Genomic DNA, 20,274 nt, shown 5'->3' on the forward strand with positions numbered 1-20,274 from the left:
GCGCTCACGCCCCCGCCGGGGCCGTGAGCGGGGCGAGCTCGCGCGCCATGGTGCGCACGTCGCCCGCGATGCACCGGGCTATCCCGGGCATCCCGGCCGACACGGGCAGCCGGCGGGACCAGGAACGCGGCTTCGCCGGACCGTCATGGGTCATCCGGAAATGCAGCTGGAACGAGTCCCCGGCTTCTCGCATATGTATATGGAAATGCGTGTCGGGAATGTCGAGCGTCACCTCGTCCCGGATGCAGGAGAAACGGACGAGCTGTTCCACGTCCGCCTCCAGCAGATGCCGGGCGAGCCGTGCAGCCGTTCCTTCGACACGGAAATTCCGCGCTCGGGTGGCCATGGCTTTCTCACCTCTCCCTGTTCTCGGAGACGAGCCGGGCCCAGGCGTTCACCGTGGGCTCGGCGGCCAGATCCTGGTACTTCACCCGGATCCCGGCGCGGCGCCAGCGCGAGCCGAGCCGCATGACCTGGAGCGAGGTCAGCCCGAGGTCGACCAGACGGGCGTCGCCGGGGATCTCCTGCGGGGCGGTGCCGAGCAGTTCGGCGACCGCGGCCCGCACCTCGTCCTCGGCTTCGGTGGTGCTGTTCACGGGAGTTCCTCCCTTTCGGTGGTGGGATGGCGGGACGGCGGATCAGCCGGCGGGCAGCAGGTCGGCGGCCGCGGGCGCGTCCTCGCCCCGGGCGATCGCGGACAGCCGCTTCTTGTCGACCTTGCCGAGCCCGGTCAGCGGCAGGCTGTCGAGGTACTCGACCCGGTCCGGGAGCTTGTACTCGGCAAGGCCCCTGGCCCGCAGCGCCTCCTTCAGCTCCACCAGCGACGGCGCAGCGCCCTGCGGCACGACGAAGGCGCAGGTCTTCTCGCCCAGGTAGGTGTCGGGCACGGGCACCAGCGCGGCCCGTGCCACCGCCGGCAGGGTCAGCAGATGCCGCTCGACCTCATCGGCCGGGACCTTGTCGCCGCCGCGGATGATGACGTCCTTGATGCGGCCCTCGATCACCAGGTCGCCGTCCTCGGTGAGCCGGGCCAGGTCACCGCTGCGGTAGAAGCCGTCCGCGGTGAAGGCGCGCGCGTTGTGCTCCGGCGCCCGGTAGTAGCCGCGCAGCGTGTACGGTCCGCGGGCCAGCAGCTCGCCGGTCTCACCGACCGGCACCTCGCGGTCGTCCTCGCCGACGATGCGGATCTCGTCGGCGGGTGAGATCGCGCGGCCCTGCGTGGTCAGGACCGTCTCCCGCGGGTCGCCCGCGCGGGTGAAGGTGAGCAGGCCCTCCGCCATACCGAACACCTGCTGCAGCCCGCAGCCGAAGGCCGGCTCGACCCGCGCGGCGACCTCCGGGTGCAGCTTGGCGCTGCCGATCTGCAGGGTGCGCAGCGAGGAGATGTCGTGGTCCAGCCACTCGGCTTCGTCGAGCCACAGCTGTACGACGCTGGGCACGACGGAGGTGATCGTCACCCGCTCCTGCTCGATGAGCGCGAAGCAGACGTCGGGCGTGGGCTCCTCGGCGAAGACCACCGTGCCGCCCTGCTGAAGGGTTCCGATCACGCCCGGGCAGCCCCACGTGAAGTTGAACTCCACCGGCAGCACCGCGAGATACACGTCCCGCTCGCCCAGGCCGGACGCCTGGGAGGCGGCCCGCGCCTGGTACACGTACTCCTCGTGGATCCGCGGGATCAGCTTGGGCAGGCCCGTGGTGCCGCCGGACAGCAGGAAGAACGCCACGTCCGACGGCTCCGGCGCGGGCAGCTCCACCGGCTCGGCGTCCACCTCGGCGAGCGGCACCGCGCCGATGCCGGCGGTGTCCTCGCCGTACACGAACAGGTGCTGGAGCGCGGGAAGTTCGTCGCGGACCCGGCGGGCGAGTCCCGCGTGGTCGAAGCCGTTCAGCTCGGCCGGGAAGACGTAGCCGACCGCCTGCGACAGCTCGCACAGGTGACGGACCTCGGCGGCACGGTGCGCGGGCAGGCAGAACACCGGTTTGGCGTCCAGCCGGAACAGCGCGAAGCAGACCACCACGAACTCCGGCGTGTTGGGCAGCTGCACCACCACACGGTCCCCGGCCCTGATGCCGCGGGTCCGGAAGCCCGCGGCCATGCGCCGGGAGCGGCGGTCGAGTTCGTCGTACGTCAGCCGGGTGCCCGGACCGACGAGGGCGGTCTTGCCGCCGCCCCGGCGGACCGCCTCGTCCAGCAGATCCAGCAGCGTCTCACCGCGCCAGTAGCCCTCGGTGCGGTAGCGCTCGGCAACGTCCTGCGGCCAGGGCGTGCATCCGTCGAGCATGCTCGTCTCCTTCAACTCGTACTCGGTGTGGGTCGATCGATCGGCGGCGCTCACGGTGCCGCGGTGATCTCGACCACGGCGCAGCCGCACTCCATGCCCGGGGTCGCGCCGACCAGCAGGACCCGGTCCCCGGGCCCCACCTGGCCGGTGGTCCACAGGTACTCGAGACCGATCGCCAGGTCGTTGACGCTGGCGTGGCCGGTGCGGCGGGCCATCTCCCAGGTGCTGCGGGAGATGTCGATGCCGAGCGGTTCGAGGAACATCGCCTCCAGGGCGTCCCGGGTGAAGGACACGGTGACCACTCGGGCGATGTCCTCGATGCCGGTCCCGGCCTCCGCGAGCGTGCGTTGCACGGCCTCCTCGCACAGCTCCTGCCAGCTGCCGCCCGGCGGGGTGTGCCCCTCGGCCCACCGGCGCTGCCAGTGGTCGGAACGGGACTGGAAGTCCATCAGCCGTTCCTGCGGCTGCTGCGGCGGCAGCTGGACGCGGCCGTCGCGGTGGCGCCACTCCATGTGCGGATCCGACAGCGAGCCGACCGCCAGCAGCCGCGCGAAGCCGGAGCGGCGGGAGACCACCAGAGCGGAGCCCGCGTCGCCGAGCACGAACAGGTTCATCGCGCGCCAGCGGTCCACCAGCGGGGTGGAGAAGGTGTCCGCGCCGGTCAGCAGCACCGCGTCCTTGCCCGGTTCGGTGGCCAGCTGCGCGGCGGCCATGCCGAGCGCGGACAGCATGCCCAGACAGCCCTGGCGCACCTCGACCGCGCTGATCGGCGTGCCGAGGGTGTGCAGCAGTACGTAGTGCTGCGCGGACCAGCCCTCCTGGCCCTGGCTGAAGGTGCCGGTGTGCAGCAGGGACGCGAAGTCCTCGGGGCGGTGGCCGGAGCGGCGCAGCGCGGTTCGCGCCGCGCGCACGGCCATCTCGGGGGCGGGCAGTTCGCTCTCCACCGTCACCGACTCGATGCCGGACGCCTCCCGGGCGTCGGCGTCCCACCAGCCGGCCTTCACGGCCTGTTCGGTGGGGACGGCCGGGGGCAGATAGGTGCCCACGCCGGCCAGGTAGATGCCGTCGACCTTCACCTCACGGTTCTCCTTCCGCGCACGTTCACGGGCCGGCTACTGGTCGGCGGAGCCGGGCTTGCCGCCGATGCCCCAGCGCCTGCGGGGCACTCCCTGCACGGCGATCCAGGTCTGTTCGGCGGCGACGGGTCCGAGGACGTCGCCTACGGCGTCGGTCAGCCGGGCGATGAGCGCGGCCTCGCTCTGCTCGTCGAGGCGGTCCTCGTACAGCTTCACGTCGATGAAGGGCATGGTGGGCTCCTCGGGAAGAAGGGGCGGTAAGAAGAAGGGCGGTGGGAAGAAGGGCCGGTGGAAGGGGTCAGCCGTGGGCCGCGCCGACCGGCTGGGCGCCGGCCACCGGGGCCAGTGCCTCAGCCAGGGCCTCGTCCAGCGCGTTCACCAGGTGGTCGACCTGTGCGTCGGACAGCCCCGGGTGGCAGGGCAGGTTGACGTGCTGGTGGAACCACAGGTGCTCGGCGACCGGGCACTCGCCGGTGCCGTGGCCGCGCTGCTGCCACTCCGGCAGCAGGTGCAGCGGGAAGTAGCGCAACTGCACTTCCACGCCCCGGGAGTTGAGCCCGTGCACGAGGCGCTCGCGGGTGCCGTCCGGGCCGTCCAGGAAGCAGGTGTACAGGTGCTGGGCGTGCTTGATGCCCGGCCTCGGCCGCTGCACGCGGGTGAACGGGTGGGTGGCGACGACCTCGTCGAGGCGCGCGGCGATCGCCCGGCGCCGGGCCACCAGGGTGTCGAGCCGGTCCATCTGTACGAGACCCACGGCGGCCGCGGCCTCCGACAGGGTCGCGTTCGTGCCCGGCCTGCGGAACTCGGAGACCACCCGCTCGTAGGCGCCGGAGGTGAACTTCATCCACGGCAGCAGCTCCGGGGCCGACACGATCGGCCCCGGCACCGCTGTCAGGACCCCGTCGATCTCGTTGGACCGCAGCCGGTCGATCCGCTCCGCCCAGTCGTCCCGGTCGAAGGTCAGCATGCCGCCCTCGCCCAGGGTGCTGATGTTCTTGGCGGAGTGGAAGCTGAAGCAGCCGATGTCGCCGAGCGACCCCGGGCGCCGTCCGTCGTACCGGGCGCCGAGGGCGTGCGCGCAGTCCTCGATCACGGTGATGCCGCGCTCGCGGGCGATCGCCATGATCTCGTCCATGTCGGCCGACCAGCCGCCGTAGTGCACCAGCAGGATGGCCCGGGTCCGCTCGTTGAGCAGGGACTTCAGGACGACCGGGTCCATGTTCAGGGACTCGGGCTGTACGTCGCAGAAGCGCACCAGCGCCGGCGAACCGAGCAACGGCTGGGCGGTCGCCTGGAACGTCTGCGGAGTGACGACGACCTCGTCGCCCGGCTGCAGGTCCAGCAGGTGGATGGCCAGTTCCAGGGCAACCGTGCCACTGGTGACCGACAGGGCGTGACGGGTCCCCACATGGTGGGCGAAGCGCTCCTCGAAGCGTTCCCGCCAGGCACCCATCGTCAGGGCGTCGTCGGAGGCGACGACATCCTTGAGAACCGCGACCTCGGTCGCGCCGAGTATGGTTCCGCGTTTCGCGTACGGCACGGAATAACTTCCCCGCATGGTCATCCCCTTCTTGCCAGCTCGACTCTGCTAGTCGATCGCGTTCTGCATTCGCAGCTTAGGGATGCGGGGGAGCGGGGGAAGGAATCCGGGTCTTTGCTGACTTCAGGCTGACGTACTGACATCGGACCCCGGTTCTTTCTTGACAGTTGACGAGGTGTCGGGGGCAATGTGGGTGCGTGGCAAGACGAGTCCGAGAACGAGCACGCATACACGACCACAGGGAGTCGTCATGGAATTCGGTGTGAACTTCTTTCCGGTCATCGACCCGGCCGAGAAAACGGCGACGGCCTACTACGACGAGACGCTGCGGCTCATCGAACTGGCCGAGTCCCTCGGGTTCACCCAGGCGCAGACCGTCGAGCACTACTTCTCCGGCTACGGCGGCTACTGCCCCGACCCGATCACGCTGCTCACGGCGGCCGCCGCCCGCACCACGCGGATCCGGTTGGCCACCGGTGCGTGCGTGCCCGCCTTCACCCACCCGGTGAAGCTGGCCGGCAAGCTGGCCATGCTCGACCACCTCTCGCACGGCCGGCTCGACGTCGGCTTCGGACGCGCCTTCCTGCCCACGGAGTTCGAGGCGTTCGGCGTGTCCATGGACGAGAGCCGGGCCCGGTTCGCCGAGGGTGTCGAGGCGATCCGCAGGCTGTGGACGGAGGAGAACCTGGTCTGGGAGGGCAGCTTCCACCGGTTCGGTCCGGTCACCATGCTGCCCCGGCCGTACCAGGCCCCGCACCCGCCGATCTACATCGCCTCGGCGTCCAGCGCCGAGTCCTGCGCGGCGGCCGGAACCGCCGGGCACCACCTCCAGGTCGTGCCGTCGGTCACCTCCGCGGAGCAGCTGGCCGCCATGCTGGTCCACTACCGCCAGGCCTGGGACGCGGCGGGGCACGACCCCGAGGCCCGCCGTATCCAGATCAAATTCACCTGCTATGTGGACGAGGACCGGGAAACGGCGTACCAGCAGGGTGAATTCTACGAGCGCAGCTATGTGAACCACATGGCGGCGGCCGTCGCCCCGCTCGCCGAGAAGGGATCGGCGGACTATCCCGGGTACGATAAGTTCCTGGAGAAGGCGCGGAATTACGACTTCCGTGCCGCGCTCGGGGCGAACAAGGTGCTGGCGGGAAATCCGTCCGACGTGCTCGCCCAGATCGAGACGGTACGCGAGCAGTTCGGCACGGATCTCTCCTTCAGCCTCCAGTTCAACCCGGGCGCGATGGAATACGGCCGGGCGGCCGGAGCGATGGAATTGTTCGCGGCCGAGGTGATGCCGGCGTTCCAGGACCGCGCGCCGGGGGAGGGGACGGGCGTTCAGGACGATCGTCTCGCCACCCTCGCGGTGCCGGCCTGATCCGGCGCCGCGAGCCGGCCGCCGACCAGCGCGGTGAGGCGTTCCACCTGCGCCTGCAGCGCCTGCTGCTGCGAGGCGAGCCGCGCGACCCGCTCGCGCAGCCGGATCAGTTCCCGCCGCTCCGCGGTCCCGTCCGGCTGCGCCGGGCCCGGCCCGTCGCCGGGCCGCACGGCCCGGGGCCCGAGTCCCGCCGCGATCTCCCGCGGTGCGCGCGGGCGGCCGGGGCCGGGGCCGGCGAGTCCGTGGCCGCCCCCGTCGGCGCGCCCGGCGCCGCCGCGCGTGCCGGGCAGGGGGCCGACGCGGCCGGGGACGCGGCCCGCGGTGCCGGACCCGGAGACGGACCCGGGAGCGCGGTCGCCGTGGCCGGTGCGCCGGGCACGGCCGTCCGTGCCGCCGGGGCCGGTGGGAACGCCGGTGGCGGTTCCGGTGGCGGAGACGCGCCCGCTCTCGCCGGCGGAGGCGCCCGAGCGGGCGTCGATGCCACCGCGACCGGGCACTTCGGGCCGCCCGCCCGCCTCGACGCCGGGTTCTGGCTGCCGCCGGTCGGGCGCGGCGGTGGGGGAATCGGGCCGGTGACCGTTCGGAGTCGGCCGGGGAAGACCGGGCCGACGACCACTGGGGCCCGGCCTGGGGGCCTTCGAAGAGTTCTCCGGGGCGGGGTGACGGTCCCGCCGGCTCGGTTCGGACATCCCCGGCCTGTCCGGGAGCGTTGCGGGCTTCGGCGTGCCGGGTGCGGACTCTTGTGGGCCATACCCGACGTGGTCCGTGACGCTCCTGCCGGACTCCGGATCCCCTGAGGCGTCGCCGAGCTCAGCCCGGTCCGGCCGAGGGCCTCCCGCGTCAGGACGGGGCCCGCTCCGGCCCGGACCGGATCCGCTTCCACCGAGCCCACGACCGATCCGCTCAGGACCGTCGGCGGGCCTTCCAGACCGACCGGGAAGTCCGCCTTCTGCCACGCCGACTTCGCCGTCCGGCGCTCCGAACCCGTCTTCCCGCACCGTGCCTTCCCGCACCATGCCTTCGCGCTCCGGATCGCCACCCCCGGGCCACGGCTCCGCGCGGCCGTCCTCGGCCCCGCCGACCTCGCCGTCCGCCCGCACCGAACCGCCGTCGGCCGCGTCCGGTACGCCGTAGGACCAGGCGCGACCGAACGCCATGTCCGTCTCGCCGGCGGCGAGGTCGTAGCCGCCGACGCGGCGCATCGCCAGGGCCAGTTGCTCCTGGAAGCGGGAGCGGCCCGGGTGCGCCAGGGCGACCGCGTCGAGCTCCTCGACCAGCTGCGCGTGGCGCCCGGCACGCAGCCCGCAGTCGAAGTACAGCTCCAGCACGTCGAGCCGCTCCGCCTCCAGCCGCCGGGCGACGCCGGAGCAGAGCGGTCCGCGCGCACTGCCGTACAGGGCGGGCCCCCGCCACAGTGCCAGCGCGTCGCGCAACTGCCGCCAGGCGGCGCCCGGATCGCGCTCCGCCAGGGCTCGGCCTCGCTCGACGGCGTTCCGGAAGCTGGTGCGGTCCAGCTCCTCGGGGCGGACCTGGAGCAGATATCCGGAGCCCCGGGCCACCAGGCGGGGGGTGTTGGCCCGCTCCGGCTCGACCGAGATCAGCGCCTGCCGCAGCCGCGACACGTGTGCCTGCAGCGCGTTGCCCGACTTGCCCGGCGGGCAGTCGCCCCACAGCTCGCGGATCAGCCGCTCCGCGGGGACGACACCGCCCGGGCGAGTGAGCAGCGCGCCGAGCAGGGTGCGCTGCTTCGGGCTGGTGAGCTCCACACCCGGCGCACGCGGTCCCGCGGCCACCTCCGGGGCGCCCAAGATCCGGAATTCCATGCGGTCCCCTCTTTCGATCCGTCCGGTCCGCGACCGCTCCCTGTCGCGGGCCGTTCCCCGTGTTCGACGCGCGGGTGTCTCCCGCCGGGCCGATCGGACCACGGGGCCCGCCCGGGCAGCGTGAGTGAGCGGTACTCAAATGGGCGGTGCTCAGGCGGTACTCGCCCCCGCCCCGCCTCCCGAGGACCGGATGAGTGGTGGCTACTCACGTCCCGCCCCCGCACCGGGTGGTGTGGTGGACGTCGCCGGCCAGTCCGTGGCCGGCCCGAACGAGGAGGGGACATGGCCGGTTGGGACGCGGAAGTGGCCGTCGTGGGCCTTGGAGCCTGGGGCGCCTCGGCCCTGTGGCAGCTGGCGGCGCGCGGCGTCGAAGCCGTGGGACTCGACCGCTACGAGCCGGGCCACCCGTTCGGCTCGTCGCACGGCGGCTCCCGTATGTTCCGCGTCACCTGCCTGGAACACCCCCACCTGGTCCCCCTGGCCCGCCGCTCCCTGGAGCTGTGGCACCAGCTGGAACAGGCCCACGGGCAGCGGCTGTTCGTTCCCTCGGGAGGCCTGCTGATCGGCCCCGAGGACGGTCTCATCGCGGGCGGCACCCTGCGCGCGGCCCGTGTCCACGGCATCGAGGTGGAGACCCTGACCCCGGACCGGCTGCGCGAGCGCTACCCCCGGCAGGCCGCGCTGCCCGCCGACCACATCGGCGTGTGGGAGCCGTCCGCCGGCATCCTGCGCCCGGAGGAGTCGGTGCGGGCCGCCGTGGGCCTTGCCCGGGCCGCCGGGGCCCGGGTCCACACCGGCACCCGTGTCGACGCGATCGAGCTGGTGCCCGGCGGTGCCGTGGTGCGCACGGCCCAGACCGCGCTGCGGGTCCGCCAGGTCGTCGTCACGGCCGGCGCCTGGCTCGGCTCCCTGGTGCCCGGCCTGCCCGTGGAGACGTACCGGATGCCGATCACCTGGTTCCGTCCCCGGGCGGGCCACGAGGACGGCTTCGGCCTCGCCGACCTGCCCGTCTTCATGAGGGAGATCGAGGGCGGCCGGGTGCTGTGGGGCAACGGCGCCGAGAACGGGCACGACGTCAAACTGGGCCTGGAGGAGCACGGCCGGGTGCCCACCCCGCTGGATCCGCTGACCGACGACCGCGCGGTCCTCCCCGGGGACTGGACGGAACTCGGCTCCCTGCTCCCCGAGAAGCTGCCCGGCCTCGCGGACGTGCCCTCGAAGGTCGCGGTCTGCATGTACGCCAAGACCCCCGACGGCCAGTTCGTCATCGGACGCCCCGGCGAGGACCGCAGGCTCGTGGTCGCCGGCGGGTGCAACGCCCACGGGTTCAAGCACGCCACCGGCATCGGCGAGCTCCTCGCCGACATGGTGCAGCACAAGCCCGCGGCGATCGATGCCGGCTTCCTCTCCCCGGACCGCTTCTGACGGTCCCGGACCGACTGCGACGGAAGGTAATCATGACTGTTGAGGCACTCGCGCGGCCCGCCCCCATCGGCAACGAGGAGTTCCGCGACGCGATGGCGCTGCTCGCCGCCCCCGTCACGGTCGTCACCACCGTGGACGCGGTGGGACGGCGGCGCGGGTTCACTGCCAGCGCCGTCTCCTCGGTGTCCATGGACCCGCCGCTGCTGTCGGTGGGACTGGCCCGCACCTCCAGCTGCCACGACGACCTGCTGGCCGCACCCGAGTTCGTGGTCAACGTCCTCGCCGGGCACCAGCAGGACATCGCCCGCGGCTTCGCCCGGCAGGGCCAGGACCGGTTCGCCCACGGGACCTTCGCCGAGTGGCCGGGCACCGGACTGCCGTACCTGCCGGACGCCCTGATGACGCTGCACTGCCGGCTCGCCCAGGTCGTGGAGGCCGGTGACCACGTCCTCGTCCTCGGTGCGATCTGCGGCACCCGGACCAGCGCCTCGCACAAGGCGCTCGTCTGGTACGACCGCACGTTCCACACCCCCGGCTGACCGGGCCTGCCGCGCCCCGCCCACCCCACCGTGAGACCGATCAAGGAGACGTCGTGCCCACCGCAGCCAACCTCCTGCTGGAGCTTCCCTTCGACAGCCGCCCCGACCCGGACGAGTTCGTCCAGGCGGCGATGGAGTGGCACTTCAGCCCCGAGACCGGCTCCCCCTACTGGCTCGAACGGGCCAAGGCCCTGGACTTCGACCCCCGCAGGGACATCAAGAGCCACGCCGACCTGCACCTCTTCCCGAACGTCGTGAACGAGATGCGCAAGGTCCCGGTGCACCAGCTGATCCCCAAGGGGTACGGCCCGCGCCCGGACATCGTCGGCGTCTACGAGAGCGGCGGCACCACCGGCGCGCCCAAGCGCGTGGTCTGCCCCCGTGACTGGCTCGACCGGCTGGTCGAGTGGAGCAACGCCAACCTGGACGAGCACGGCTTCCCGCGCGGAGTGGACTGGCTGGGCCTGACCCCGTCCGGGCCGCACATCGTCGGCGAGATCTTCCGCCGGTCCGCGGCCACCCACGGCCGGTACGGCTTCCAGGTCGACCTCGACCCGCGCTGGGTGAAGAAGCTCATCGCCGAGGGCCGCAAGGACCAGGCCGACGCGTACGCCGAACACGTCATCGACCAGGCGGAGTTCGTGCTGCGCACCCAGGACATCGGGGTGCTCACCATCACCCCCGCCCTCCTGGAGCGCCTGGCGCGCCGCGACGACCTGGTGAAGCTCGTCAACGACAAGGTGCGGGCCATCCGCTGGGGAGGCACCCAGCTCGATCCCGACACCCTGCACCTGTACCGCACCGAGATCTTCCCGGACACCGTCCTGTACGGGCACTACGGCAGCACGATGATCCTCGGCATCGCGGGCCAGCGGGCGGGCGACACCGGCGACGCCTGCGTCTTCGACACCTTCTCGCCGTACGTCACCTTCTCCGTCGTCGACCCGGCCACCCGCCGCCCCGTCGCGTACGGGGAGCGCGGCCAGGTGGTCATGAACCACGTGTCCAAGGCGCTGTTCCTGCCCAACAACCTGGAGCGCGACCTCGCCACCCGCGTCGAGCCGCTGCCCGGCCGGGTCGGCGACGCGGCCGCCGACATCGCCCCGGTCGCCACCTTCGAGGACGAGACCGTCATCGAGGGGGTCTACTGATGACGACGGCACCCGCACGAACGACGGCACCCGAGCCCGCGACAGCCCCGGCGGCGGCGCCCGGCGGCCCGGTCCAGCTGGACGTTCTCGGGCCCTCGGGGCCCTACCGCTCCCGCACCCGCGCCCCCGTCGCCGACGTCTCCGGGCGGCCGGTGGCCGAACTCTCCCTCGCCCCGGCCGTCTACGTCGACCGGACCATGGCCGCGCTGCGCCGAGCCCGCCCGCTGCCCGCGGACGAGCGGGTCGCCGCGATCGTGCGCGCCGGACGCATCTTCGCCACCGAAACGATCGGCGGCCTCACCGTCGACCAGTACGAGCACACGGTCAGCCGGGTCTCCGGCGTCCCCCTGACGGTGGTCCGCGCCGCCACCCGCACCGCGCTGCACCGCACCGCCCAGCTCCACCGCGGCCTCCAGCACGCCCGCCCGCACGGCGCGGCGGGGGACTGGCGCGACCCGCTCACCCGTGCCGGGCGCGCCGTGTGGACCCGCAGGGGTGAGGTGTTCGCCGTGCACGCCGCCGGCAACCACCCCGGCACCCACACCCTGTGGCCCGAGGCCCTGGCCCTCGGCTACCGCGTCGCCGTACGCCCCTCGCGCCGTGAGCCGTTCACCCCGCACCGCCTGGTGAGCGCGTTGCGCATGGCCGGGTTCGGCGAGGACCAGGTGGTGCTGCTGCCCACCGACCACGCCGCCGCCGAGGCGCTGCTGACCGGCGCCGACCTCGCGTACGGCAGCGACGAGGTCATCCGCCACTACGCCGACGACCCGGCCGTACTGCCGCTGACCCCCGGCCGGTCCAAGGTGCTGCTGACCGCGGACACCGAATGGCGCGCCCACCTGGACACCGTGGTCGACTCCATCGCCCACCACGGCGGCACCGGCTGCGTCAACGCGACGGCCGTCCTGGTCGAGGGCGACCCGACCCCCGTCGCCGAGGCGATCGCCGACCGGCTCGCGACGCTGCCCGCCCTGCCGCCCGAGGACGAGAACGCGGTCCTTCCGGTGCAGTCCGCGGTCGCCGCGCGTGCCCTGGAGAAGTACGTACGGGACCGCGCCGGGGACGCCCGCTGCCACCTCGGCGGCGACGGCTTCGTCGAGGAACTGGGCGACGGGAGCGCGGTACTCCGCCCCGTGGTCCACCAGCTCGACAGCGCCGACGACGACCGCGTCGGCACCGAACTGCCCTTCCCCTGCGTGTGGGTGGCCCCCTGGTCGCGCGAGCAGGGTGTGGCACCCCTGCGCGACACCCTGGTCCTGGGCGCGTACACGCAGGACACCGAACTGATCGACGCGTTCCTCGACGAGCCGAGCATCGCGAACGTGTACATCGGCGATCATCCCACCTACTGGACCGACACGGGAATTCCGCACGACGGCTATCTCGCGCATTTCCTGATGCGCACCAAGGGGGTCATTCGCGGGTGACCCCGCGGATGCGCAAGCGGCGATGCCCGTCCTCGGCTGGGGACGGGCATCGCCGTATCTCACGGGCCACGAACGGGCATCGAATTCTCCGTGGACCGGAATCGGTCGACGAGCGTGATCACCACACTACGGGAAGGGACACCAGACGCCGGTTGATCGCGGCCTCGTGGAAACGGAGTTCCTCGGCCGGCACGGCGAGCCGCATTCCGGGGAACCGGTCCCGCAGCGCCTTGAGGGACTCCTGGAGTTCGATCCGGGCCACCGGCGCGCCGAGGCAGCGGTGCACCCCGTAGCCGAACGCCAGGTGGTGGGCGACGGTGTCGCGCACCGGGTCGTGGCGGCGCGGGTCGGCGAAGGCCTCCGGGTCGAAGTTGGCGGCCTGCACGGCGGCGATCACCATGTCACCGGCCTTGATGGAGACCCCGCCCAGCTCGACGTCCTCGGTCGCCTTGCGGGCCAGCGTGCCGCCGTACTCGCCGATCGGCAGCCGCCGGATCAGCTCCTCGACCTCGGCCGTCAGCGCCTCCTCGTCCCGCGGCAGGCCACGCGGCCCCTCCGGGCCGGTCAGCACCTCCCGCAGCACCAGGCCGAGCTGCGCCACGGTGTTCTCGAAGCCGGCGACCAGCAGGGTGCCGCCCAGCGCGGCGATCTCCCGGTCGGTCAGGACGTCCTCCTCCTCGCCGTCCTCGCCCGCCCGGGCCAGCACGCTCAGCAGGTCGTCCTGCGGCCGCTCGCGCCGCTCGGCCACCAATTCGTCGATGTAGTCGAGGAGTTCGCCGTGCGCCGAGGAGTCCGGCACACCCGGCCCGGTGATCGGCGCGTCGAGGCCGTCACGCCACTTCTCGATCCGGTACCGGTCCGCCAGCGGCACCCCGAGGATCTCGCCGATGACCCGCACCGGCAGCACCTTGCAGAAGCCCTCGCACAGGTCCACGGGGGCGGGGTGCTGCTGCGCCAGATCGTCGAGGAGCTCCCCCACCATCTCGGTGATGCGGGGCCGCAGGGCGGCGATCCGCGCCTCGGTGAAGCCGCGCGCGGCGACCCGGCGCAGCCGGGTGTGGGCGGGCGGATCCAGGTTGAGTATGGACGTGCCGGCCGCCTCCACGGCCAGCAGGTGCCCGCCCGGGTCGCGGACCGCCTCGTTCCGGGAGAACCGCGGGTTGGTGAGCGCCGTACGCACCTCCCGATAGCCCACGATCAGCCACGCGGGGCGGCCGCTCGGCAGCCGCACCTGGGTGACGGGGGCCCCGGCCGCCAGCCTCGCGTACTCCTCTGCCGCGTCCGTGCGCCGTTCGACGCTGCGGAGCGGGAACTCCGGCAACTGCCTGCCGGTCATGGTCTGCGCGGTCATGAGTTTCCTCCCCTGAAGACAGCGCCCGGAACAGTACGGGCCGATTTCAACTATGGGCAACGATCCGCAGTTGCCCACGGGATCGTCCCTGTTGAGAGGGGATCAATTGCACGGCCCTGGCCCGGGCGGGCCGATCTATAGACCGCTTATGAGACCGGCGATGGAATTCCTGGAGAGGGCCGTCGGACGATGCTTCCCGGTGACGGATCCCGTTCAACCGAGGATGTGCGTCAGTCGCACAGTGGCGCGGTCCTCCGCGCCACGGCCGTCCCCGTCAACCGGCGCAATACATCCGCGCGACACAGGGGAGAAGACCGGTGATTTCCCATCCCCCGGCCACGGACACCGAGCGTGTCCTCGCCGGCATCTGGTGCGAGGTCCTAGAGCTGCCCGAAGTGGGGGCCGAGGACAACTTCTTCGACCTCGGCGGGCACTCCGTCCTGCTGCACATGGTGCAGGACCGCATCACCGCCCGCCTCGGCGCGACACCGCCGCTCGTGGACCTGTTCCAGTACCCCACGGTGCGCGGGCTCGCCGGACACTTGGACGGGGACGGCGCCGCCGGGGAGCCGCTCGGCGGTACGGCGCGGCGCCCCGGGGGCGGCCGCTCCCGGCTCGCGGCGCGCCGCGCCCGCACCGGACTCGGAGGGCCCGGCCGTGGCGAGTGACCGCGTCGACGGCGCCGGGGCGGACACCGGGCAGGACGACGGCCTGGTCGCCGTCGTCGGCCTGGCGTGCCGCTACCCGGGAGCCGACAACGCCGACGAGTTCTGGCACAACCTCGTACGGGGCCGGGAGACCGTCACCCGTTTCCCGCGCCGCCCGGCGCCCCGCGGCGGTACCGAGTACACGCCCGCGCGCGGCCTTCTGAAGGACCCCGAGTGGTTCGACGCGGACTACTTCGGCGTCTCGCCGCGCGAGGCGCGCCTGCTCAACCCGCAGCACCGGGTGTTCCTGGAGTGCGCGGTCGAGGCGCTGGAGGACGCGGGCCAGGACCCGGACCGGCAGTCCGGCCGCGTCGGCGTGTACGCGGGCAGCACCGACACGGCCTACGCGCAGCTGCTCAAGGAGCGCCGGGACGAGCTGCCCTCCGTGACCGACATGGAGATCCTGGTCGCCAACGCCCCCGACTACCTGGCCTCCCGCGTCGCCTACAAGCTGGGCCTGCGCGGCCCCGCCGTCGTGGTGCAGGCCGCCTGCGCGACCTCGCTGGTCGCCGTGCACACCGCCGCGCAGGCGCTGCTGTCCGGCGACTGCGACCTGGCGCTCGCCGGAGGCGTCGCGGTGCGCGTCCCGGCCAAGGAGAGCCCGTACATCGAGGGCGGGATCATCTCCGCGGAGGGTGTCTGCCGCACCTTCGACGCCGCCGCGGGCGGCACGGTGGGCGGCGACGGCGTCGGCATCGTGGTCCTCAAGCGGCTCGCCGACGCGCGGGCCGACGGCGACCGGATCCGCGCCGTGCTGCGCGGTTCCGCCGTCAACAACGACGGCTCCGACCGGGTCGGCTTCACCGCGCCCAGCGTGTCCGGACAGGCCGCCGTGATCCGCGAGGCCCAGCTCGTCGCGGGGGTCGACGCGGACACCGTCACCTACGTCGAGGCGCACGGCACGGCCACCCCGCTCGGCGACCCCATCGAGATCACCGCCCTGACCCGGGCGTTCCGCGCGGACACCGCCCGCACCGGGTTCTGCGGCATCGGCGCGGTGAAGAGCAACATCGGCCACACCGACGCGGCCGCCGGCGCCGCCGGACTGATCAAGACCGTGCTCGCCCTGGAGCACGCCGTCCTGCCGCCGAGCCTGAACTACACCGCGCCCAACCCCGCGATCGACTTCGCGTCGAGCCCCTTCGAGGTGGTCACCGAGGTCCGCGAGTGGCGCCCGGACGGCGGCGTCCCCCGGCGGGCCGGGGTGAGCTCCTTCGGTATCGGCGGCACCAACGCGCACGTGGTCCTGGAGCAGGCACCCGAGCCGGTGCGCGCCGGTGCCGAAGCGGAGGCGGCGGAGCCGGGACCCCAGCTGCTCGTCCTGTCGGCCCGCACCGAGACGGCCCTCGACACGCTGACCGGCCGGCTCGCCGCCGAGCTGCGCGACCGCCCCGGACGCGCGCTGCCCGACGTGGCCTGGACCCTGCAGACCGGCCGCCGCGAACTGCCCGTGCGCCGCTGCGCGGTCGTCGACGGCACCGCAGACGCCGTACGCGTCCTCGGCGGCCTGGAACGCGGCCGCCTCGCCGACTCCGCGGCCGCCGCCCCCGTCGGCCCCGTCACCCTGCTCTTCCCCGGCACCGCCACCCTCGCCGGCACCCGCGACCTGCGCACGGAGCCCCTGTTCCGGCGCACCGTCGAGGAGTGCCTGGGGTCGGCCGACCCGGACGGGGAGGTCCCGGAGGCCCTCGACGTCTTCGCCACCGAGCTGGCCCTGGGCCGGCTCTGGCAGGCCTGGGGCGTGCGTGCCGTGGCGGTCGCGGGACACGGCACCGGCGCGCTCGTCGCCGAGACCGTGGCCGGGGTGTACACCGTCGAGGACGCGGTACGCCTCGTCCTCGCCGGAGCCGGAGCCGGAGCCGGAGCCGACCCCGAGGCCGACGGGCAAGGCGGTGCGACCCGCCGCGACCCGCGCATCCCGGTCCGCACGGCAGGCGCCGACGCGCCGGTCGAGGGCCTCGGCACCACGGTGCTTCCCGTTCTGCCCGAGGAGGCCGGTGCGCTCGGCGCCCGCGCCGCCCTGCTCACCGCCCTCGGCCGGCTCTGGCTCGGCGGCCTGTCCGTCGACTGGAACGCCGTGCACGGGGCCGGGCGGCGCCGCAAGGTGCCACTGCCTACGTACCCCTTCGAGCGCCGGCGGTACGTCGTGGAGCCCGCGCCCCAGGCCTCGCCGGCCCCCGCGCCCCAGACATCCCCGGCCCCGGAAGCCCCCGCCGCCGTGCCGCGGGCCTCCGGAGGTCCGGACACGCTGGCGGTCGTGTCGGAGTTGTTCGCCCGGACGCTGGGCCTGGAGTCGGTGGAGCCGGACGCCGGTTTCTTCGATCTGGGCGGGGACTCGCTGGTCGCGACGCAACTGCTGGCCCTGGCGCGTGAGCGGTTCGGGGTGGAGCTGGGGTCGTCGGTGCTGTACGACGCGCAGACCCCGGCCGAGTTCGCGGCCCTGGTCGCCGACCGGCTCGGCGGGCGCACCCCCGAACCGGCCCAGGTCGCCTGACGGGCCCCGCCGTGACGCCCCGCCCCCGCCTCCCGAAAGGAGCACCACCCATGAACGCCGGTACGCCACCCGGCCGGTGGCTGGTCACCCGCACCCGCCGCCCCGACGCCGTCGCGGACCTGTACTGCTTCGCGCACGCAGGGGGTTCACCCGGCGAGTACGTCCGCTTCGCCGACGAACTGCCCGAGCTCCAGGTCCACGGCATCCAGCTCCCCGGCCGGGCCGCGCGGCACGCCGAGCCCCCCGTCACCGGCATGCCCGAGCTGGTGGACGCGGTGGTCGGGGTGCTGGACCCGCAGCGCCCGTTCGCCTTCTTCGGCCACAGCCTGGGCGGACTGGTCGCCTTCGAGGTGACCCGCGCCCTGCGCCGCCTGCGCCGGCCGCTGCCGACCCGGCTGCTGCTGTCCTCCAGCCCGCCCCCGCCCCACCCGCGCGCCGCCACGACCGTCCACACCCTCCCGGACGACGAACTGCTCACCGAGGTCGAGCGGCGCTGGGGCGCCCTGCCCGCCCAGGTGCACGAGGACGCCGCCCTGCGCGCCATGGTGCTCGGCACCTTCCGCGCCGACCTGCGGATCTTCGAGACGTACCGGTTCGAGCCGGGCACGCCCCTGGAGATCCCGCTCACCGTCTTCGCGGGCGAGCAGGAGCGCGAGACCCTGCGCGTGGAGAACTGGCGGGAACACACCGAGGGGCCGTTCGAGACCGTCCACCTGCCCGGGGGCCACTTCTACTTCCGCGCCCCGGATCAGCGGCACCGGCTGCTCGCCCGGATTCGCGGCCTCCTGGTGGAGGAGCCGTCCGGCGAGACGGTGCACGTCAGGGCCGGGACCCACCGGGCGGTGGCGGTGACCGCGCCGACACCCCCGTACCGCGCCTTCGCGGTGGGGGAGACCGACGAGGACCTGGCGACGGGCCTGGAGCGGGCCCGGGAGAAAGCACGGCAGGAGCCGCCGGCACCCCTCGCGCGGCGGCCACCCGCCATCGCCTTCGTCTTCCCCGGCCAAGGCTCCCAGTACGGCCGCATGGGCCTCACCCTCGCCCGCGACCTCCCGCTGTTCCGCGCGGAACTGGACAGCTGCCTCGACCTGCTGCACAGCGTCGCCCGGATGGACCTGCGCCCCGTCCTGGACGACTCGACGGGAGCCGGACTGAGGCAGACCGAGGTCGCCCAGCCCGCCCTGTTCGTCCTGGAGTACGCCCTGGCCCGCACCCTGATCGCGCTCGGCGTGCGGCCCGCCGCGATGACCGGGCACAGCCTCGGCGAGTACGTTGCCGCCACCCTGGCCGGGGTCATGGACCTCCCGGACGCCCTCCGCTTCGTGGCCCTGCGCGCCCGGCTGATGCAGCAGGCGCCGCCCGGAGCGATGCTCGCGGTCCCGCTCCCCGAGCACGCGCTCGCCCCCTACCTCGCCGAGGGCACCGACCTGGCGACGGTCAACGCCGCCGACTCGTGCGTGCTGGCCGGAAGCGAGGAGAGCGTCGCGCGCGTCGAGGAGATGCTCGCCGCCGCCGGCACGCCCGGCCGCCGCCTGCGCGTCTCGCACGCCTTCCACAGCAGGATGATGGACGGCTGTGTCGACCGGCTGCGCGAGGCCGCCGGCAGGATCGGCCTGCGCCCGCCCGCGCAGAGGTTCGTCTCCGGCGTCACCGGCGCCTGGATCACCGCCGAACAGGCCACGGACCCCGACTACTGGGCCCGGCACCTGCGGCAGACCGTACGGTTCTCCGACGCCGTCGCCACCCTGCTCGCCGACACGCCCGGAGTACTCCTGGAAACCGGCCCGGGCCCCGCCCTGACCGGACTCCTCAAACGCCGCCCCGACCTGCCCCCGGGCACCACCGCCCTCTCGTCGCTGCCGCACCCCGGCGCCCGCACTCCCGAAACCGCCGGACTGCTGACCACGCTCGGCACGCTGTGGACGGCCGGCACCCCGGTCGGCTGGGCCGCGCTCGGCCCCGCCCCCGGCGACCGGACCACCATCCCCCTGGCCGCCTGAGGAGACCCCATGCGCACTCCCGCCTTCGGACGGAGGACCGGCCTGAGGGTGTCCCAGTACGGGCTCGGCACCGTCAACTTCGGCACCCGCTGGGGAGCCGGGGCCGAGCCCGCCGTGGCCCGCCGGATGTTCGAGCGCTTCGCCGAGGCCGGCGGCACCCTGATCGACACCGCCGACTACTACCAGAGCGGCCAGGCCGAGGAACTGGTCGGCGAGTTCGTCGGAGCGGACCGCGACGCCTTCGTACTGTCCGGCAAGTACACCCTGGGCACCGGGGCCCCGCGGGACGCGTCCCGCGGCGCCGGCCCCCAGCCCGGCAACAGCCGCAAGAGCATGATCCGCTCGCTGGAGGCGAGCCTGCGGCGGCTGCGCACCGACCACATCGACATCTACTGGGCGCACTTCCCCGACACGGTGACCCCGGTCGAGGAGATCCTGGCCGCCTTCGACGACCTGGTGCGCGCCGGGAAGATCCTCTACGCGGGTCTGTCCAACTTCCCCGCGTGGCGGGTCTCCCGGGCCGCCACCATCGCCGAGCTGCGCGGCTGGTCCCCGCTGATCGGCCTCCAGACCGAGTACAGCCTCGCCGAACGCACCGCCGACCGCGACCTGCTGCCCATGGCCGAGGCCCTGGGCCTCGGCGCGGCCCTGTGGTCGCCGCTCGGCGGCGGGCTGCTCACCGGCAAGTACCGCACGAGCAGCGCGGGCCGCCTGACCGACCTGGGCGGGCGGGTCATCCGTACGGAGTCCAGCGCCCGCGTCACCGCGGTCGTGGACGCCGTCCTGGCCGTCGCCGCCGAGACGGGGGAGCCCGCCTCCCGGGTCGCCGTCGCCTGGATCCTGCACCGCGCCCGGCGCAGCGGTACCGCACTCGTGCCGGTGATCGGCCCGCGCACCCCCGCTCATCTGGAGGACTACCTGGCCGCCCTCGACCTTCGCCTCACCGACGAGCAGACCGCGCGCCTCGACGAGGTGAGCGTCCTGCCGCCCGAGCCGCTGGAGGAGACGACCCGCCGGGCCCAGCGGGGCATGACCGGCGACGACACCCCCGAACCCGCCGCTTCGGCGGCCTGAGCGCTCCGGA

The 20,274-nt window shown here is 73.6% G+C and carries 17 protein-coding genes; 9 read left to right on the forward strand and 8 right to left on the reverse strand.

Going from position 1 to position 20,274, the window contains the following annotated elements; all coding sequences use genetic code 11:
- Positions 1-4 precede the first annotated feature (4 nt).
- The 6 genes from ACZ7L0_RS08355 to ACZ7L0_RS08380 form a co-directional block, all read right to left on the reverse strand.
- Positions 5-346: a hypothetical protein gene (locus tag ACZ7L0_RS08355; protein WP_471241636.1), complete on the reverse strand. Its 342-nt coding sequence runs from the start codon at positions 344-346 to the stop codon at positions 5-7.
- 7 nt (positions 347-353) lie between these two features.
- A complete protein-coding gene (locus ACZ7L0_RS08360) occupies positions 354-596 on the reverse strand; it encodes a phosphopantetheine-binding protein (protein ID WP_471241637.1) in 243 nt (80 codons plus the stop codon).
- 42 nt (positions 597-638) lie between these two features.
- Complete coding sequence (locus ACZ7L0_RS08365) at positions 639-2,282, reverse strand: (2,3-dihydroxybenzoyl)adenylate synthase (RefSeq protein WP_471241638.1); 1,644 nt, start codon at positions 2,280-2,282, stop codon at positions 639-641.
- Between the two features lie 50 nt (positions 2,283-2,332).
- Positions 2,333-3,358 (reverse strand): ketoacyl-ACP synthase III family protein, encoded by a 1,026-nt coding sequence (locus tag ACZ7L0_RS08370; protein ID WP_471241639.1) that lies wholly within the window; start codon positions 3,356-3,358, stop codon positions 2,333-2,335.
- 36 nt (positions 3,359-3,394) lie between these two features.
- Positions 3,395-3,589 carry a tautomerase family protein gene (locus ACZ7L0_RS08375; protein ID WP_471241640.1) on the reverse strand — a complete coding sequence of 65 codons (195 nt, stop codon included), beginning with the start codon at positions 3,587-3,589 and terminating at the stop codon, positions 3,395-3,397.
- A 67-nt stretch (positions 3,590-3,656) separates the two neighbouring features.
- Positions 3,657-4,916, reverse strand: coding sequence for a DegT/DnrJ/EryC1/StrS aminotransferase family protein (locus ACZ7L0_RS08380; RefSeq protein WP_471241641.1), 1,260 nt, complete (start codon positions 4,914-4,916; stop codon positions 3,657-3,659).
- Between the two features lie 232 nt (positions 4,917-5,148).
- On the opposite strand from ACZ7L0_RS08380, the gene ACZ7L0_RS08385 reads away from it, so the two are divergent.
- Entirely contained in the window at positions 5,149-6,273 is a 1,125-nt protein-coding gene (locus ACZ7L0_RS08385) for an LLM class flavin-dependent oxidoreductase (RefSeq protein WP_471241642.1), read from the forward strand.
- Here the strand turns inward: ACZ7L0_RS08385 and ACZ7L0_RS08390 are convergent.
- A complete protein-coding gene (locus ACZ7L0_RS08390; protein WP_471241643.1) occupies positions 6,234-8,096 on the reverse strand; it encodes a BTAD domain-containing putative transcriptional regulator in 1,863 nt (620 codons plus the stop codon). The genes ACZ7L0_RS08385 and ACZ7L0_RS08390 overlap by 40 nt on opposite strands.
- Positions 8,097-8,378: 282 nt before the next feature.
- On the opposite strand from ACZ7L0_RS08390, the gene solA reads away from it, so the two are divergent.
- The 4 genes from solA to ACZ7L0_RS08410 are packed head-to-tail and all read left to right on the forward strand — an operon-like array spanning position 8,379 to position 12,638.
- Positions 8,379-9,521: an N-methyl-L-tryptophan oxidase gene (gene solA / locus ACZ7L0_RS08395; protein ID WP_471241644.1), complete on the forward strand. Its 1,143-nt coding sequence runs from the start codon at positions 8,379-8,381 to the stop codon at positions 9,519-9,521.
- A gap of 32 nt (positions 9,522-9,553) precedes the next feature.
- Complete coding sequence (locus ACZ7L0_RS08400; RefSeq protein ID WP_471241645.1) at positions 9,554-10,060, forward strand: flavin reductase family protein; 507 nt, start codon at positions 9,554-9,556, stop codon at positions 10,058-10,060.
- 53 nt (positions 10,061-10,113) lie between these two features.
- Positions 10,114-11,211 (forward strand): phenylacetate--CoA ligase family protein, encoded by a 1,098-nt coding sequence (locus ACZ7L0_RS08405; protein ID WP_471241646.1) that lies wholly within the window; start codon positions 10,114-10,116, stop codon positions 11,209-11,211.
- Positions 11,211-12,638, forward strand: coding sequence for an aldehyde dehydrogenase family protein (locus ACZ7L0_RS08410; protein ID WP_471241647.1), 1,428 nt, complete (start codon positions 11,211-11,213; stop codon positions 12,636-12,638). Before ACZ7L0_RS08405 ends, ACZ7L0_RS08410 begins: the two co-directional genes overlap by 1 nt.
- A gap of 118 nt (positions 12,639-12,756) precedes the next feature.
- On the opposite strand, the gene ACZ7L0_RS08415 is transcribed toward ACZ7L0_RS08410, so the two are convergent.
- Positions 12,757-13,989, reverse strand: coding sequence for a cytochrome P450 (locus ACZ7L0_RS08415; RefSeq protein ID WP_471241648.1), 1,233 nt, complete (start codon positions 13,987-13,989; stop codon positions 12,757-12,759).
- Positions 13,990-14,306: 317 nt separating this feature from the next.
- Between ACZ7L0_RS08415 and ACZ7L0_RS08420 the strand changes: the two genes are divergently transcribed.
- Genes ACZ7L0_RS08420 through ACZ7L0_RS08435 form a run of 4 tightly spaced genes read left to right on the forward strand, consistent with a single transcriptional unit; the run spans position 14,307 to position 20,264 of the window.
- Positions 14,307-14,657 carry a phosphopantetheine-binding protein gene (locus tag ACZ7L0_RS08420; protein WP_471241649.1) on the forward strand — a complete coding sequence of 117 codons (351 nt, stop codon included), beginning with the start codon at positions 14,307-14,309 and terminating at the stop codon, positions 14,655-14,657.
- Positions 14,647-17,190, forward strand: coding sequence for a type I polyketide synthase (locus ACZ7L0_RS08425; protein ID WP_471241650.1), 2,544 nt, complete (start codon positions 14,647-14,649; stop codon positions 17,188-17,190). Before ACZ7L0_RS08420 ends, ACZ7L0_RS08425 begins: the two co-directional genes overlap by 11 nt.
- Positions 17,191-17,240: 50 nt before the next feature.
- Positions 17,241-19,190 carry an acyltransferase domain-containing protein gene (locus tag ACZ7L0_RS08430; RefSeq protein WP_471241651.1) on the forward strand — a complete coding sequence of 650 codons (1,950 nt, stop codon included), beginning with the start codon at positions 17,241-17,243 and terminating at the stop codon, positions 19,188-19,190.
- Positions 19,191-19,199: 9 nt separating this feature from the next.
- Complete coding sequence (locus ACZ7L0_RS08435) at positions 19,200-20,264, forward strand: aldo/keto reductase (RefSeq protein WP_471241652.1); 1,065 nt, start codon at positions 19,200-19,202, stop codon at positions 20,262-20,264.
- Positions 20,265-20,274: the final 10 nt, after the last annotated feature.

The organism is Streptomyces sp. NPDC039424 (assembly GCF_055639495.1).

Excerpts from the sequence above, each read along its gene's own strand:
- ACZ7L0_RS08435 (WP_471241652.1), top strand. The coding sequence starts at position 19,200 with ATGCGCACTCCCGCCTTCGGACGGAGGACCGGCCTGAGGGTGTCCCAG.
- ACZ7L0_RS08380 (WP_471241641.1), bottom strand. The coding sequence starts at position 4,916 with ATGCGGGGAAGTTATTCCGTGCCGTACGCGAAACGCGGAACCATACTC.
- solA (WP_471241644.1), top strand. The coding sequence starts at position 8,379 with ATGGCCGGTTGGGACGCGGAAGTGGCCGTCGTGGGCCTTGGAGCCTGG.
- ACZ7L0_RS08375 (WP_471241640.1), bottom strand. The coding sequence starts at position 3,589 with ATGCCCTTCATCGACGTGAAGCTGTACGAGGACCGCCTCGACGAGCAG.
- ACZ7L0_RS08415 (WP_471241648.1), bottom strand. The coding sequence starts at position 13,989 with ATGACCGCGCAGACCATGACCGGCAGGCAGTTGCCGGAGTTCCCGCTC.
- ACZ7L0_RS08400 (WP_471241645.1), top strand. The coding sequence starts at position 9,554 with ATGACTGTTGAGGCACTCGCGCGGCCCGCCCCCATCGGCAACGAGGAG.
- ACZ7L0_RS08430 (WP_471241651.1), top strand. The coding sequence starts at position 17,241 with ATGAACGCCGGTACGCCACCCGGCCGGTGGCTGGTCACCCGCACCCGC.
- ACZ7L0_RS08355 (WP_471241636.1), bottom strand. The coding sequence starts at position 346 with ATGGCCACCCGAGCGCGGAATTTCCGTGTCGAAGGAACGGCTGCACGG.
- ACZ7L0_RS08365 (WP_471241638.1), bottom strand. The coding sequence starts at position 2,282 with ATGCTCGACGGATGCACGCCCTGGCCGCAGGACGTTGCCGAGCGCTAC.
- ACZ7L0_RS08410 (WP_471241647.1), top strand. The coding sequence starts at position 11,211 with ATGACGACGGCACCCGCACGAACGACGGCACCCGAGCCCGCGACAGCC.
- ACZ7L0_RS08385 (WP_471241642.1), top strand. The coding sequence starts at position 5,149 with ATGGAATTCGGTGTGAACTTCTTTCCGGTCATCGACCCGGCCGAGAAA.
- ACZ7L0_RS08390 (WP_471241643.1), bottom strand. The coding sequence starts at position 8,096 with ATGGAATTCCGGATCTTGGGCGCCCCGGAGGTGGCCGCGGGACCGCGT.